The sequence below is a fragment of the Roseibium sp. genome, from assembly GCF_025698965.1.
GTDB lineage: Bacteria > Pseudomonadota > Alphaproteobacteria > Rhizobiales > Stappiaceae > Roseibium.
This window is the reverse complement of sequence record NZ_JAILWL010000128.1, coordinates 1-13,748: the sequence shown is the minus strand read 5'-3', so window position 1 is coordinate 13,748 and position 13,748 is coordinate 1. Positions and strand designations below refer to the sequence as shown.

Genomic DNA, 13,748 nt, shown 5'->3' with positions numbered 1-13,748 from the left:
AATTGCCGGGCCCGTGGTGCGATGTCGAAAAAATCCCGACGGTCCAGCGGTTCGCCACCTGACAGGATCAGCGCCGGAACCTTGAAACTGCCCAGATCCTCCAGCGTCGCCATCGCCTGTTCGTGGGTCAGTTCTCCGGGAAAGTCCACGTCTGCGGAAACTGTATAGCAATGGCGGCATTTGAGATTGCAGCGCCGGGTAAGGTTCCAGATAACCACCGGTTTGACGAGGCCGTTTGCAGCGCGTTTGCGCACCGGTGTCGGGTTGGCAATCTGCTGCATATATTCCGACAGGCGAAACATTGTCAGTTTTCCTTCCTGCTGAGCCGCATTCCGGTTTTTTTCAAGATGCGCGTGGAAAACAGGATGTCGCTCGCGCGGCAGGCATCTCCGATAAGTGCGGCAACTTCGGTGCGCTTGGCGTGAACCTCATCGCGATTTGCGCCGTGAACCATCGCAAACAGGTTGTACGGCCAGTCGGGAAGAGCCCGCGGACGGCGATAGCAATGAGTGACGAACGAAAGGGCGCCTACACGCTTGCCGAGCTCGTCAATCACCGCATCATCGACATCCCAGACGGTCATGCCGTTTGAGGTGAGACCGAGACGATAGTGGTTCGGTGCCGCCCCAATTCTCCGAATGACACCCTGTTCCTTCAACCGCGACAGGCGCTTGAGCAATTCAGCCTCGCTCATGCCGAGGGTTTCGGCGACAACTTCATAAGGGCGCGAAACCAGCGGTAGTCCAGCCTGCGTCGCTTCCATGATTGCCCGGTCTTTTGGATGCAAGGTCATGCGGTCACCCGGAATCCGATGAAAAATTCCTGTTCTTTGGGAAACAGGAGAACTTGCAGCCCGGTCTCTTGCTCGATGGCAGCAGCGGTGCTGGCGATGCCGTCCTGATTTTCCGTTGCAAGGACGAACCACATGTTCAGCCTGTGATCCCGTTCATAATTATGGGCAACCTCCGCATGAGCATTGACTTTGGTTAAGACCTCCTGGAAACGGTCTTCCGGAACGCTCATTGCACACAGACAAAAGGCACCTCCCAGGGCCTCTGCATCGAAAAACGGGCCGAAACGCGTCAGATAACCATCATCCCGCAGTCGCCTCGTCCGATCGACGATCTCCTGTTCATCTACATCAAGTTCTTCCGCAATTTGCACGAAAGGACGCGAAGTGAGAGGCAGGTCATCCTGAAGCCGGTTGATCAGTTTGCGGTCCATCTCGTCAAGCGGTTCACTCATGCCGCTTCTCCCTTCTCCGCAATCTTCTCCGCGATCAAGGCACCGGTCTGCTTGAAACAGCGACTGGAAAAGAGAACTCGATAGGGAACATCCGCAAGTTCCGGCAACATGGATGCGCCGGTGAGCGTATCAAGCGCTTGCCCACGGCTCTTGGCGTGGATCATGCAGTAGAGCCGGAATGGCCAGACCCCCTCGACCGGACGGCGCTCGTAGCACAGCGTCACGCCGGGATGGGCGGCAAGGGAAGTGCCGGCTGCAGTGACATTTTCGGCTGCAACATCCCAGACGACCATGGCGTTGGAACTCCAGCCCAGGGCCCGGTGACGGACGATGACACCGAGCCGGGAGATGATCCCGGCTTGCTGTAAAACGTCGATCCGGGCAAGAACTTCCTCCTCGGTGCGATCGAGTTCCTTCGCGATCAACGCAAAAGGTCGCGCACACAAGGGCATGCCTGTTGTCAGCGATTGGAGAATAGCCCTGTCGCCATCCCTGAGCAGGTCTAGCCGGATTGGGCGTGGCACCGGGGCTTTCGTCGTATCGTCGGTGAGCTTGAAACCGAGATCGACATTGAATGGCCTGACGAGAGGCAGATCAAGGACCTGCAAGCCGGTTTCGGCACGAATGGTGTCCAGGGTCCGGTCGACATGGGCACGGTCCGGACCCGTCGTGACAAACCAGAGGTTCCAGTGGTTCTCCCGCAGATAGGAATGATTGACGCCTGGTTGCCGGCCGACGATTTCTGCGACGGTCTCCAGATTTTCAGTTGAGGCGGAAAGGGCGGCAAGCGTGCTGGCGGAAACGGTGTTTGGAGCGCAGGTCGCTCCTACACGGGAAATTCTTCCCGAAGCCCTCAAGGCCGCCAGTCTTGAGACGACATCCACTTCGGCGCAACCGATCCGAAGTCCGATTTCCGCGAACGGTCGTTCGACCAGTGGAAATTCACGCTGCCACTCATCCAGCAGTCTGAAGTCAATGGGATCACCAATTCGTTCCATTGTTCATAACCCCATTCTGTGAGCGCGGGAGGTGAAGAAGATGCCGGATGGGCTTTCCGCATCGATTTCGCCGCGCTTTTCAAAGGTGCGGGTGTCGTAGATCATGACTTTCCCGGCATCTCGTACTGAGACCCAGACCTCGTGTCCGCGCGGGGTGAATTCCATGTGCAGGATTGCCGGGCCGGGTTTGAATTCGTGGACAACTTTCTTGGACAGCGTATCGATCACCTGAATGGTGTCGTTGAGCGGATGAGCGAAATTCACCCAGACCTGACGGCCGTCCGGTCGCGCCATTGCAAAGACCGGTTGGCCGTAAGTGTCGGTCCGACCGGTTTCTTCAAGGCTGGTCTCGTCTATCCAGAGCACCTGATGATGGCCGACCGCCGGCAATACGAACTCACGACCTGCACGTGCCCAGCCTTCCAGATGGGGCATCTTGTAGACAGGAAGCTCCTTCTGACCGCGACCGTATTCCGGAAGCACGCGGATAGGCTCCGGGTCATCTTCCCACAGATCCAGGGCTGTCAGACCGTCTTCACCGAAAAGACCGGTGATGTAGAGGCGGCCGTCGCCGGTGATCAGCGCGTCATAGGGATTGTCGCCCATGCCGGAGATTTTTTTGACAAGAGGCGTACCGGACGACATGTCCGCGATCCAGGTCTCACCCTCGTCCCACAGCGTGAACACGAAGCGGCGGCCCGGAGCATCCACGAGTCCGATCGTCTTGGATTCGGTTGGAATGTCGGCGACCAGCTCAAGCGTATCCGCATCGAAAATCCGGACGCCACCCGGTTCGTAGTTTGAAACCGCCACCAGCGTGCCGTCGTCGGAAATGGCACCACCAATGGAATTGCCCGCCTGAACAACGCGGTTTGCAATCGATTTTTCGACAAGATCGACCTTGGTCAGACCACCATCACGCCCGAAAACATAGGCATAGCGTTGATCCGGTGAGTAAACCAGGCTGGCATGCGAGAGATCGCCAAGGCCGGTGATCCTTGAGATCGTGGCCTTTTCGGATTGATCCACAAGGAGCAGCGATCCGGAAGCCCTTTCCACCACAAGACCGAGGTCACCGGTCGCAATGATCGTCTCGGCCTGTACATTGCCGATCATCAGAATTGCCAGAATGGCACCAGGGAGCCACTTCATTTCACGTCTCCTTGTAAGAGATACTCGGCAATCTTCTTCGCATCAGCCTCGCTCATCAGCGGGCGCCAGGGAGGCATGGCAGTGTCGGGAATGCCGTCCAGAACAACTGTCGATAGCGTGTCGATGTCGTAGTGCGACAGGGACTGGGGGCGGATGTCGGGGCCGAGCCCACCTTTCAGCGTGAGGCCGTGGCAGGAGCCGCAATCCTGATGCACGAGATTTACCAGCTTGTCGGTCTGCGCGGCCTCTTCCGCGCCGACCGGACTGGATAAAAGCAAAAAGAGGGCAAGGAGCTTACGCATGGACCCGATGCCCGAAGCCAAGGTTGGCTTCCGCCGCACCGATCAGCTCTGAGACAGAGGTGGGCCATTCGGCGCAAAGGGTGACGACCTTGCCGATCACAAAAAGCACAGGGGCTTTCAATTCAGCCTCCCGAGCATCCATGGCAATGCGATTGAGTTGTGAGAACAACCGCGTTTCCCGTGGGGTCGTTGCATTTGCAATCGCCATGACAGGCGTCGTTTCGTTCAGGCCTTCGGCAATCAGTCGCATGGCAATCTGGCCGATGTTGGCAACGCCCATATAGACGACGAGGGTGGTGTCTTCGCTGGCAAGACTACGCCAATCCAGGTCGAGTGAACCATTGGCCTGCCGATGTCCGGTCACGTAGCGTACGCCGGTAGCGAGACCGCGATGCGTGAGCGGAACGCCGCTTGCGGCGGCCGCGCCTTGCGCCGCGGTGATGCCGGGTGCGTATTCAACCGGAATTCCGAGAGAGGTCAGATGTGCGGCTTCTTCCGAACCTCTACCGAAGATGAGCGGATCGCCACCTTTAAGCCGGGCAACTGTCAGGCCCTTCTGAGCGAGGGCACTGAGGATTTCGTTGATTTTTTCCTGGGGAACAGGATGGTTGTCAGGCGATTTCCCGACAAATACCCTTTCCGCACCGCTCGGTGCCAGCGCCAGAATTTCCGGCGAGACAAGCCGGTCATAGACCACAGCGTCGGCGTTCTGCAGCATGCGCAAGGCGCGTAGCGTGAGAAGTTCGACATCGCCTGGACCGGCTCCGATGAGAAAGACTTTACCAGTCATGAGTGACCCCGCTTCTCCCGAGATTTGGATGCTTGGTTCGCTGCAAAACGCCCTGGCATGTACCGCCTGTCATATGCGCCGGTTGAGGCTTGAAGGCGGGATTTGGGACGGGGCGTTTCGTGGCAACATGATTGCTCATTTCGAGCGAGACCGGCTTGACAATAGTCAATGGAATCCGTTGACCACCGAGACTTTTTTCAAAGTCGCTCAGGGCGTTACGGTCACCATTCCGATCATTTCCTGCGTTTCCCAATGCGGTCCGCACAGATAGTTCTGCGGGCCGGCAACAAGGAACGTGAATTCGAATTCGTCTTCTGGAAACAGCCTGTCGGATTCCGGTGTGTCCGTTTCCTTGAGCAGCACCGTATGACTTGTTCGCTTGTCGACATTGACCCAGCGGACAGTCGTGCCGACGGGAACTTTCAGATCTCCGGGGCAGAACTTGTACTTGTACATCTTCACGATACGGACGCCTTCTTCCTCGGATGAGGGGTGGCCGAACATGTCGACGTAGCGGTCTTCGGCTTCAGCGCAGATCGCAGCTGTCTTGTCGTCTTCCGCCAAGGCCGGAACGGATATCAGGAGTGCAAGCAGGATTGCGGGAAGACGAAATGTATTCAGGCACATGCAAATTCTCCCTCTTGAATAAAACCGGGGCGGCCTGAAATTCAGACCGCCCCGCTTGTTGTTACTGCTTGGTCACGTCGATCTGTGCCGTTTCGTCATCCAGCGCCAGACTGGTGTTGAGCGTCACGTGGTGGAACCGCGCAGCGGCATAGTCGTCGTGAATGGCGAAGCCGACCGTATAGGTTTTACCCGGCTCGATCGGAATATCGCCAGGAGCGCCGGGATTGAGCGGCCGCGAGAACACGACGGTCCAAACACCGCCCGCAAGGCTGGCTTCAGCCTCCATCTCGCCTCCGTTTTCAACCCGCCGGTCCAAAAGGTATCCGTTGCTTGCCGTGCCATCGGCATAGACACGCAACAGGTCCAGATAGGTACCGTCCGCCAGAAGCTGGTCGATCTCTTCGGCAGGTTTCAGTTTGTCCCAGCCACCCTGGGCCTTGCCTCTTCTGCCTTTGACCTCCACCTTCGTACGGCTTTCGGTCAGATATTTCGTGATCGTTTCCTTGGCTTCCAGCTGGGCGGCAACATCCGCATTGGCGGCAATCGCTTCCGCGCCGGGGTCGAACGGCATGTAGCTGTTGTCGGCATGACAGGATGCCCAGCAACCGACCTGCTCACCCAGTTCGATACCCGTACCGGTGATCATCATGGCCACCTTGATCTGGTTGTCCGGATCCATTTTGCCGCCTTCGACAAATGGGGCCGGGCTGTGCGCAGTTTCAGGCCACTGAAGTCTCACATAGAGGTTTTCATCGTCGTGAGCAGCTTGCACGGTCGCGTCGATTGTGCCTGGTTTTCCTGGAATCGGAGTTGCTTCTGTTTCACCGCCGGCAACAATCTTGGTGCCTATCGCTTCAAGTTCCTTGGCATGGCAGGTGGTACAGGCATCGCCGCCTTTGGTGAGCGGACGGGCGCCTCCGTGGGTTTTGCCGTTCTGCACCCATTCGAAAGAGGCCTGTCCGGGATAGAACAGGGTCATATCGGCCGGTGCAACGGCGTTCCAGTCAATATTCGCCGCAACGGTGCCGCCGCCGCCGTCACCGGTGCTGCCGCTTGCGGCTGCATCTCCAGCTTCGCCTTCCAGCGTTGCCCGCTCTTCAGCGCGCGCTGCTTCGACAGCAGTTGCTATCTTGGCCTGAACGGCTTCCCGTTCGGCTTTTTTCGCAGCCTTTTCCGCGGCTTCCTCTTCAGCTTCCTTTTCGGTGATGAATTTCAGGCTCGCAAGGTATTCCTGGGGAACCTCGCGCTTGAAGGCCGGATTCGGTGTCTCAAGTTTTTCGATGTAGTCGGGATCGGCACGGTCGCGCAGATCCGAGTGGGCAATGCCCTTGTGACAGTCGATACAGGTCTGACCCGCTTCCATTGCATTCAGATGCTGCTGCCGGGCGCGCGGCTTCTGGAATTCCGGCATCATCGAATCGAAGCCGTGACAGTTACGGCATTCACGTGAGTCGTTTGCCTTCATGCGCTCCCATTCGTTCATGGCCAGGTGCACACGTTTTGCTTCGAATTTTTCTTTTGTGGAGATCGATCCGGTCATCTTGCCCCAGAGTTCTCTGGAGGCCTTGACCTTGCGGATGATCTTGTGTGTCCAGTCCTTCGGGACGTGACAATCGGAGCAAGTTGCTCCGACACCCGAACGGTTCACGTCGTGAATTGTACCGGTGTATTCTTCGTAGACGAAATCGCGCATCTCGTGGCAGGAGATGCAGAATTGTTTGGTGTTGGTGGCTTCCATTGCAGTGTTGAAGCCGCCCCAGAAGATGATGCCGGCAACAAATGCAGCCGCAACACCCCCGATGGGCATGCCCCACAGCACGTATCTGCGCCAGATCGGCTTCTTCTTGTCTCCACCCTGACTGCTCTCGGTCATGTCCAGGCTCCGTATTCGGTTTTCTCGATCGACCCTTCGCAGTCGGGCCGCAGGCCAACGGATTTCAGGAAGCGCACAAGCGTCTGTGATTGTCGGCTGATCAAGAGCCGACACCGTCCCGTTCCCGCTGGCAAAAAAAGAAGGGCGGGCGAGCGGCCCGCCCTTCAAAGGCTCGCTAGATCACGTTAGGTGACGTGGTTCGAACGGTTGTAGACGTTGAACTTGCCGGTCGGGGCGAAGAGGCCCTTGACCCTGGCTTTTTCTTCAAGCGTCTTGGCGTCGAAGATCACGATTTCACCGTTCGGTTCTTTCGAAGTTGCGCGGTTCCATTTGGAGACCCACACTTCAGAACCGTCCTGGTTGAATTCGAAGTGAACGGCGACGTTGCCTTCCTCTTCGGTGATCTGGATGGTCTTGACGATCTCACCGGTTTCTTTCGAGATCACCTGCACCGACTGCTGCACTTCGGGTTCCGGGTGCTTGGTCTGGTCTGCCCAGATGTAGTCCGAATCCGGGTGGGTTCTGATAAACAGACCCGCGCCGTCGGTTTCTACCTCGTAGCAGACTTTCCAAGCGTCATCCGGACGGTTTTCTGGATCGTTACCCCAGACGGTCACGGTACCTTCACCAAGGTGGGTGGTACCGGCCACCGGACCACAATTTGGGTCGTTCCAGTTCGCGCCCGGGCCGGGGTGCGGCAGCGGAGCAGTGTCGATCATGGCTTCGAGTTTGTGGGTTTTGGTGTCCACAACAACCATTTTGTTCGACGCGTTTGCGGCGATCTGGAAGTAGCGACCGCTCGGATCGAAGAAGCCGTCATGCAGGAACTTCGCCGAATCGATTTTGTCGATGCGCAGATTGTCGAGGTCAGTATAGTCGACCTGCCAAAGCTGGCCGAGTTCCTTGACCGCAACGATCCAGGATGGCTCGTTCGGAGTGGTGTAGATGGCAGCCACGCGGCTTTCTTCCACATAATCACCGTCGACATTGACACCGCGTGTGGAGACAACCTTCTTCGGCTCCATGGTTTCGGCATCGACGATTGCGAAATGCGGCGGCCAGTAGCCTCCACCGATGACGTACTTGCCGTCGCCAGAAACGGCAACGTCGCGGGCGTCATAGGCGATCTTCACTTCGGCGACCAGCATGTTCTCAGGGTTCTGCCAGAGATCGATCTTGGTCATCTTGCCGTCGCGGCCCATCGTGTACCAGAAGCGGCCCGGGTTTTCCGGCTCTTCCAGTTTGTGGTGCTCGGAGGCCTTCAGGACGTGCACGGCATAACCGGTCGGAATGTGCGCCAGCACTTCCTTGGTATCGCCATCAATGACGGCAACCTTACCTACGTCACGCTCGATAACGACGAAGAAGTTCTCCCAGTTCCGGCCGTGCAGCGGCTCGGTCGGATAGTCCTTGGGCTCGACATAGACCTTGCGGGTTGCCTCCATTTGCGCCAGCGACATTTCAGGCGGCTTTGGCGGCTCCATCATGATGTAGGTCGCCATGTCCTTGATTTCCTGCTCGGTCATGATGTCCGAGAAGTTGTTCATGCCGCCTTCGGTGCCCCAGGCAATAATCTTTTCCAGGCGTTCCTGGCCAAGCTTCAGGGTGCCGCCTTCTGTGACTTTTCCATCGGCTGCTGTCTTTTTCCAGTGGGGCTCAAGGTTCTTACCTGTCGCACCCTTGCGCAGCACGCCGTGACAACCTGCGCATCTTTCAAAGTAGAGCTGTTTGGATGATTCAAAGGCCTCCTCGGTCAAGGTTGGACCTTCTGCAAAGGCAGGCGCCGTCACACTGCCTAACAGCAGCGCGAGGCTTGCGGCGAGCGCATGGCCTGTCCCTTTTCTCTTTCTTGGATGTGACATTCTCAAACTCCAAATGCTGGTGAGGCAGTCGCGAGCCTTGTGCATTTGGCAGTTTGCTTCCTTGACTTTCGTTAAGCTCAATCGCCCGAAGATACTGAAAACAGTAGCGTTTTTTAAATATGCATGAAATTTGAATGATAGTAAGTGGCTGAAATATGGCGTGAAAAGAGTGTCCAACTGACGCAGTTGGTCATTATTGTCGCAGGTGAAATTCACTCCCTGACGTTAAAAAAAGGGCTTACCGAGACCGGCTTCGAATTTCTGTCAGGCCGTCTCAATTGGCGCTGAAATCGGTTGCTTGACTTTGGTTAAGGAAATGTGCCCGCACCCTGCCACCCTTTCACCACATTCAATACGGCGGAAAGGAGCGCGCAATGCGCGAAGTCATGACCAAAAGCATGGCCCGAAACATATTTTATGGCGGGTCACTGTTCTTCATCATCATCTTCCTAGGTCTGTCGGCGCACAGTCACTTCTACATCACCGGGACATCGACAAATCACGATGCCATCGATGAGAGCGTGGCCGCCGGCAAGCATGTCTGGGAAGAAAAAGCCTGCATCAACTGCCACACGATCCTGGGTGAAGGCGCGTATTTCGCACCGGAAGTCGGCAACGTGATGACACGTTGGGGTGTCCTGGACGATCCGGACGCTGCTTTCGAAACCCTGAAAGGTTGGATGGAATCCATGCCGACAGGCATCGAAGGCCGTCGCCAGATGCCTCAGTTCAATCTGACAGACAAGGAAATTCGCGACCTCGCAAACTTCCTGATCTGGACCGACAAGATCGACGCCCAAGACTGGCCGCCGAATGACGCCGGCTGATCTGAAAGCGAGAAGGAACGAACAATGAAATACCAATCTCAGAAAGTCGCCCTGGCGTATTTCGCCGTCGCCCTGGGCCTCTTTGCCATCCAGGTGTCAGGCGGATTGCTGGCGGGCTGGGTCTATGTCCAGCCGAATTTCCTCTCTGAACTCCTGCCCTTCAACATTATCAGGATGTTGCACACAAACAGCCTGATTGTCTGGTTGCTGCTCGGATTCTTCGGCGCAGCCTATTTCCTCATCCCCGAAGAGGCGGAACGGGAAATCCACTCGACCAAACTAGCCTATCTGCAGCTTGCGATCCTGGTGATCGGTACGCTCGGCGTCGTTGTCACCTATGTGTTCAACCTGTTTGAAGGCAATTGGCTTCTGGGCAAGGAAGGCCGCGAGTTCATCGAACAGCCCAAATGGGTCAAGGTAGGCATCGTCGTTGCTGCGCTGATCTTCCTGTACAACGTCACCATGACGGTGCTGAAGGGCAAGAAAACCGCGATCACCAACATCCTGTTGTTGGGTTTGTGGGGACTGGCGCTTTTGTTCCTGTTCAGTTTCTACAATCCGAGCAACCTGGCACTGGACAAGCAGTACTGGTGGTACATCGTCCACCTGTGGGTTGAAGGTGTCTGGGAACTGATCATGGCCTCCATCCTGGCCTACCTGATGCTGAAGCTGACCGGTGTTGACCGCGAAGTTGTCGAAAAATGGCTCTATGTCATCGTTGCGGCGGCGCTGTTCTCAGGCATCCTGGGAACCGGTCACCACTATTACTGGATCGGCACGCCCGCCTACTGGCAGTGGATCGGTTCGATCTTCTCCTCCCTTGAAGTCATTCCGTTCTTCGCGATGATGGCCTTTGCCTTCGTCATGGTCTGGAAGGGTCGCCGGGATCATCCCAACAAGGCCGCGCTGCTGTGGTCGCTGGGCTGTGCGACGCTTGCCTTCTTCGGTGCCGGGGTCTGGGGCTTCCTGCACACTTTGCATGGCGTCAACTACTATACCCACGGCACACAGATCACTGCCGCACACGGTCATCTGGCCTTCTTCGGGGCGTATGTGTCTCTGAACCTGGCCATCATCAGCTACGCCATGCCGATCTTGCGGGGACGTGATCCCTACAACCAGGTGCTCAACATGGCGTCCTTCTGGCTGATGTCCGGTGGCATGGCGTTCATGACCTTCGTGCTGACCTTTGCCGGAACGATTCAAACGCACCTGCAGCGGGTCAATGGCGAATACTTCATGGACGTTCAGGACCAGATTGCCCTGTTCTACTGGATGCGGTTCGGCTCTGGCGTTGCCGTGGTTCTCGGTGCGCTCCTGTTCATCTACGCAGTTGCCGTTCCAAGGCGTGAAATCATCGAATCCGGTGACGCTGCCAGCGTCCCTGCGGAGTAAGTGCGATGGAAGGAAGTGTATCACTGGGAAAAGGGGCGGCTGACGCCCCTTTTTACCTGCCGCAAAGTGACGAATGTTCGGTTTTCGAAGCCGCCTTCGCCAATGCGCTGCCGGTTCTTCTGAAAGGGCCGACCGGTTGCGGCAAAACCCGTTTTGTTGCGCATATGGCAGCCAAACTCGGACGTAAGCTCTATACGGTCGCCTGTCACGATGACCTGTCCGCTGCCGATCTGATTGGCCGCTATCTCCTCAAAGGCGGTGAAACGGTCTGGGTCGACGGACCGCTCACAAGAGCAGTCCGCGAAGGAGCGATCTGCTATCTCGACGAAGTTGTCGAGGCGCGCAAGGATGTGACGGTGGTGCTCCACCCACTGACGGATGATCGCAGAACTTTGCCGATCGACCGGACCAGTGAAGAACTCGCGGCCGTTCCCGGCTTCATGCTGGTAGCGTCCTACAATCCCGGTTACCAGAACATCCTGAAAACGTTGAAACCGTCAACGCGACAACGCTTCATTTCGCTCGAATTCGACTTTCCGGCTCCTGAACTTGAGGTCGAAATCGTCGCGGAAGAAAGCGGCCTGGATCAGGCAAGGGTCAAAAATCTTGTCCGGCTTGCCGGCAAGTTACGCGCACTCAAAGGACAGGACCTGGAAGAAGGCGTATCGACCCGTCTGGTTGTCTATGCCGCCACGTTGATCGCGCAGGGCATGTCCGTGGAACGGGCAATCCTCGCGGCGATGATTGAACCGCTGAGCGATGACGAGGACGTGAAACGCGGGCTCCAAGATCTTGTCACGGCCGTGTTTGGGTGAGGCCAGACCGATGGGCAAGATCGAAATCGAACCATGGGAACCCGAAGAAACGGTCGGGAAACTGTGGCACGCATTTGCAAGCCGCCTGGATGCACCCGAGGTGCATCATGGGGCCGCGGTCGACTTCCATGAAGTCGGCGGGCGGCTTGCTGTGCTTTTCCGGGGACTGGGAGGAGACCACAGTGTGGACCTTCGCCCGGTCTCCGAAGAAGTCTCCAACCACCGCCTCAGTTTTCTGAGGCGGCTTGGGACTGAAGCGGAGATCATTCCGCGCGCCAGTTTCGACGGCGAGACCCTGCGATTGCCAGCGAGCCTTGCCGTGTTTCCAATCCGCGAAGCAAATGCGGCACTTTATGTGTGGCTGACGGCCATGGCCGCCAACACACCTGATTTCACGGCCGAAGAAGACCCGTTGCGCGCGGATCTTCAGACTTTGCGTGTTGCCGGAGAATTGGCAGAACGGACGTTGCAAGCTGCACCGGGACTGAAGAACCTTTACGAAGCGCTATGCGACGGAATTCTTCGGCAACGTCCCACAGCGTCACTGCCGACTGTCGAAACAAGGGTCGAACGTCTTGTAAGACACCTGCTTGGCGACCCTTCCCGGTTGCCAAGGGATGTGCAGGACCTGAAGTCCAGGCTGGATGCCGGTCAGCTCGATGACATCTCGGCACCGCGTGGGTACCGTCCATTCCGCCCGGTTCCTCTTTGGCCGCAGCTGCGGGACGTTGTATTTTCAACCGGGGACGCTGTCGAAACCCGGGAAACGGATGGCGAGCGAGAGGAAACAAATGGCAAGACTGTTCGCGCCCGCCGACGGAAATCCGATCAGGCGGAGCGCAAGGACAGCCTGATCCTGCACAAGTTCGAGGCCATCCTGAGCTGGGCGGAGTTTCTGAACCTCAACCGCCGCGTCGATGACGACGACAACGACGATGCCAAGAAGGCTGCGGAAGATCAGGACGAAATCGGCCTTGGGCAGATTTCCCAGGCTCCGGCGACACGGTTGAAACTGCATCTGGATCTGGCTCCCGAGGATGTTGATCGGGAACGCCTGTCCGGCCGGACACTCTACCCGGAATGGGAAGCGCGCAAGGGGCAATACCTGCAGGACCATGTCTGCGTCCTGACAAGTGTTGCCGAAGCGGATCCGGCCAATGATGTGGTTGCCACCGATCCGGCAGCGGCACGCCGTATTCGTTCGGTCAAACGGCAATTCGAAGCTTTTCGTCCCGGACGCGTTACGACGCGAGGGCACCTGGAAGGCGATGCCCTTGATATGGACGCCGCCGTACGCTCGCAGGTGGAGCGGATTGCCAGCGGCGTCGGCAACGATCGCATCTGGCTACAGACCCGTCCGGAAGCACGGGATCTTGCGGTCTCGATCCTGCTGGACGTTTCGCGTTCAACCGAAAGTGCGGTTTCGGGACGTGCAGTGATCGATATTGAAAGGGAGGCTTTGACAGCGCTTGCCTGGGGACTGAATGCGTGTGGCGATGATTTCTCAATCTCTGCATTTTCTTCACTGAAGCGTCACCGGGTTTACCTGCAGAGTTGCAAGCGATTTGACGAGCCGATGTCTTTGACCGTGGAACACCGGATCAGTGGTCTGAAGCCAGGTTTCTACACCCGTCTTGGGGCGGCCATGCGCCATGCCAGCGCGGACCTCGCCAGGCAATCGCACAAGCGCAAGCTTCTGATGGTGATTACGGACGGAAAACCGAACGACCTGGATCACTACGAAGGCCGACATGGTATCGAGGATACCAGAATGGCCGTTCGTGAAGCCCGGCGGGCCGGACAGTCGGTGTTCGGTGTAACCATCGACAAGTCGGCAAAGTCGTGGTTCCCGCGCCTGTTCG

14 protein-coding genes and 1 pseudogene are annotated in these 13,748 nt (G+C 57.3%); 4 read left to right on the top strand and 11 right to left on the bottom strand.

Annotation, left to right across the window (positions count from 1 at the left end):
* The 11 genes and pseudogenes from K5905_RS12435 to K5905_RS12385 form a co-directional block, all read right to left on the bottom strand.
* Window positions 1-302 (bottom strand): radical SAM protein (locus K5905_RS12435; protein ID WP_297584238.1); only part of this gene is annotated, 302 nt, incomplete at its 3' end.
* A gap of 2 nt (window positions 303-304) precedes the next feature.
* Window positions 305-793: an Lrp/AsnC family transcriptional regulator gene (locus K5905_RS12430; protein WP_297584236.1), complete on the bottom strand. Its 489-nt coding sequence runs from the start codon at window positions 791-793 to the stop codon at window positions 305-307.
* Window positions 790-1,245 (bottom strand): AsnC family transcriptional regulator, encoded by a 456-nt coding sequence (locus tag K5905_RS12425; RefSeq protein ID WP_297584233.1) that lies wholly within the window; start codon window positions 1,243-1,245, stop codon window positions 790-792. The genes K5905_RS12430 and K5905_RS12425 overlap by 4 nt, the downstream gene beginning before the upstream one ends.
* A complete protein-coding gene (locus K5905_RS12420) occupies window positions 1,242-2,243 on the bottom strand; it encodes an Lrp/AsnC family transcriptional regulator (protein ID WP_297584230.1) in 1,002 nt (333 codons plus the stop codon). The genes K5905_RS12425 and K5905_RS12420 overlap by 4 nt, the downstream gene beginning before the upstream one ends.
* A 3-nt stretch (window positions 2,244-2,246) precedes the next feature.
* Window positions 2,247-3,395 (bottom strand): cytochrome D1 domain-containing protein, encoded by a 1,149-nt coding sequence (locus tag K5905_RS12415; RefSeq protein ID WP_297584227.1) that lies wholly within the window; start codon window positions 3,393-3,395, stop codon window positions 2,247-2,249.
* On the bottom strand, window positions 3,392-3,697 hold the full coding sequence (locus K5905_RS12410) for a cytochrome c (protein ID WP_297584225.1): 306 nt from the start codon (window positions 3,695-3,697) through the stop codon (window positions 3,392-3,394). The genes K5905_RS12415 and K5905_RS12410 overlap by 4 nt, the downstream gene beginning before the upstream one ends.
* Complete coding sequence (gene cobA, locus K5905_RS12405) at window positions 3,690-4,487, bottom strand: uroporphyrinogen-III C-methyltransferase (RefSeq protein ID WP_297584222.1); 798 nt, start codon at window positions 4,485-4,487, stop codon at window positions 3,690-3,692. Before cobA ends, K5905_RS12410 begins: the two co-directional genes overlap by 8 nt.
* A 207-nt stretch (window positions 4,488-4,694) precedes the next feature.
* The gene (locus K5905_RS12400; protein ID WP_297584220.1) at window positions 4,695-5,114 is read right to left on the bottom strand and encodes a plastocyanin/azurin family copper-binding protein; all 420 of its coding nucleotides are present in this window, start codon (window positions 5,112-5,114) and stop codon (window positions 4,695-4,697) included.
* Between the two features lie 61 nt (window positions 5,115-5,175).
* Window positions 5,176-6,396, bottom strand: coding sequence for an ethylbenzene dehydrogenase-related protein (locus K5905_RS12395; protein WP_367186961.1), 1,221 nt, complete (start codon window positions 6,394-6,396; stop codon window positions 5,176-5,178).
* A gap of 33 nt (window positions 6,397-6,429) precedes the next feature.
* Window positions 6,430-6,894 (bottom strand): annotated as a pseudogene (locus K5905_RS12390) (NapC/NirT family cytochrome c); the annotation flags it as partial.
* A gap of 278 nt (window positions 6,895-7,172) precedes the next feature.
* Window positions 7,173-8,849, bottom strand: a complete 1,677-nt coding sequence (locus K5905_RS12385) for a cytochrome D1 domain-containing protein (RefSeq protein ID WP_297584217.1) — start codon at window positions 8,847-8,849, stop codon at window positions 7,173-7,175.
* Window positions 8,850-9,223: 374 nt separating this feature from the next.
* Between K5905_RS12385 and K5905_RS12380 the strand changes: the two genes are divergently transcribed.
* The 4 genes from K5905_RS12380 to K5905_RS12365 all read left to right on the top strand — a co-directional run.
* Window positions 9,224-9,676: a cytochrome c gene (locus K5905_RS12380; RefSeq protein WP_297584214.1), complete on the top strand. Its 453-nt coding sequence runs from the start codon at window positions 9,224-9,226 to the stop codon at window positions 9,674-9,676.
* Between the two features lie 24 nt (window positions 9,677-9,700).
* Window positions 9,701-11,071: a cbb3-type cytochrome c oxidase subunit I gene (locus tag K5905_RS12375; RefSeq protein WP_297584212.1), complete on the top strand. Its 1,371-nt coding sequence runs from the start codon at window positions 9,701-9,703 to the stop codon at window positions 11,069-11,071.
* Between the two features lie 5 nt (window positions 11,072-11,076).
* The gene (locus tag K5905_RS12370; protein ID WP_297584209.1) at window positions 11,077-11,886 is read left to right on the top strand and encodes a CbbQ/NirQ/NorQ/GpvN family protein; all 810 of its coding nucleotides are present in this window, start codon (window positions 11,077-11,079) and stop codon (window positions 11,884-11,886) included.
* A gap of 10 nt (window positions 11,887-11,896) precedes the next feature.
* On the top strand, window positions 11,897-13,748 hold a 1,852-nt coding region (locus tag K5905_RS12365; protein ID WP_297584206.1), incomplete at its 3' end, for a VWA domain-containing protein.

Bases quoted from the DNA above. Each gene is read 5' to 3' on its own strand.
- K5905_RS12430 (WP_297584236.1), bottom strand. From the start codon at position 793: ATGACCTTGCATCCAAAAGACCGGGCAATCATGGAAGCGACGCAGGCT.
- K5905_RS12425 (WP_297584233.1), bottom strand. From the start codon at position 1,245: ATGAGTGAACCGCTTGACGAGATGGACCGCAAACTGATCAACCGGCTT.
- K5905_RS12420 (WP_297584230.1), bottom strand. From the start codon at position 2,243: ATGGAACGAATTGGTGATCCCATTGACTTCAGACTGCTGGATGAGTGG.
- K5905_RS12415 (WP_297584227.1), bottom strand. From the start codon at position 3,395: ATGAAGTGGCTCCCTGGTGCCATTCTGGCAATTCTGATGATCGGCAAT.
- K5905_RS12410 (WP_297584225.1), bottom strand. From the start codon at position 3,697: ATGCGTAAGCTCCTTGCCCTCTTTTTGCTTTTATCCAGTCCGGTCGGC.
- cobA (WP_297584222.1), bottom strand. From the start codon at position 4,487: ATGACTGGTAAAGTCTTTCTCATCGGAGCCGGTCCAGGCGATGTCGAA.
- K5905_RS12400 (WP_297584220.1), bottom strand. From the start codon at position 5,114: ATGTGCCTGAATACATTTCGTCTTCCCGCAATCCTGCTTGCACTCCTG.
- K5905_RS12385 (WP_297584217.1), bottom strand. From the start codon at position 8,849: ATGTCACATCCAAGAAAGAGAAAAGGGACAGGCCATGCGCTCGCCGCA.
- K5905_RS12380 (WP_297584214.1), top strand. From the start codon at position 9,224: ATGCGCGAAGTCATGACCAAAAGCATGGCCCGAAACATATTTTATGGC.
- K5905_RS12375 (WP_297584212.1), top strand. From the start codon at position 9,701: ATGAAATACCAATCTCAGAAAGTCGCCCTGGCGTATTTCGCCGTCGCC.
- K5905_RS12370 (WP_297584209.1), top strand. From the start codon at position 11,077: ATGGAAGGAAGTGTATCACTGGGAAAAGGGGCGGCTGACGCCCCTTTT.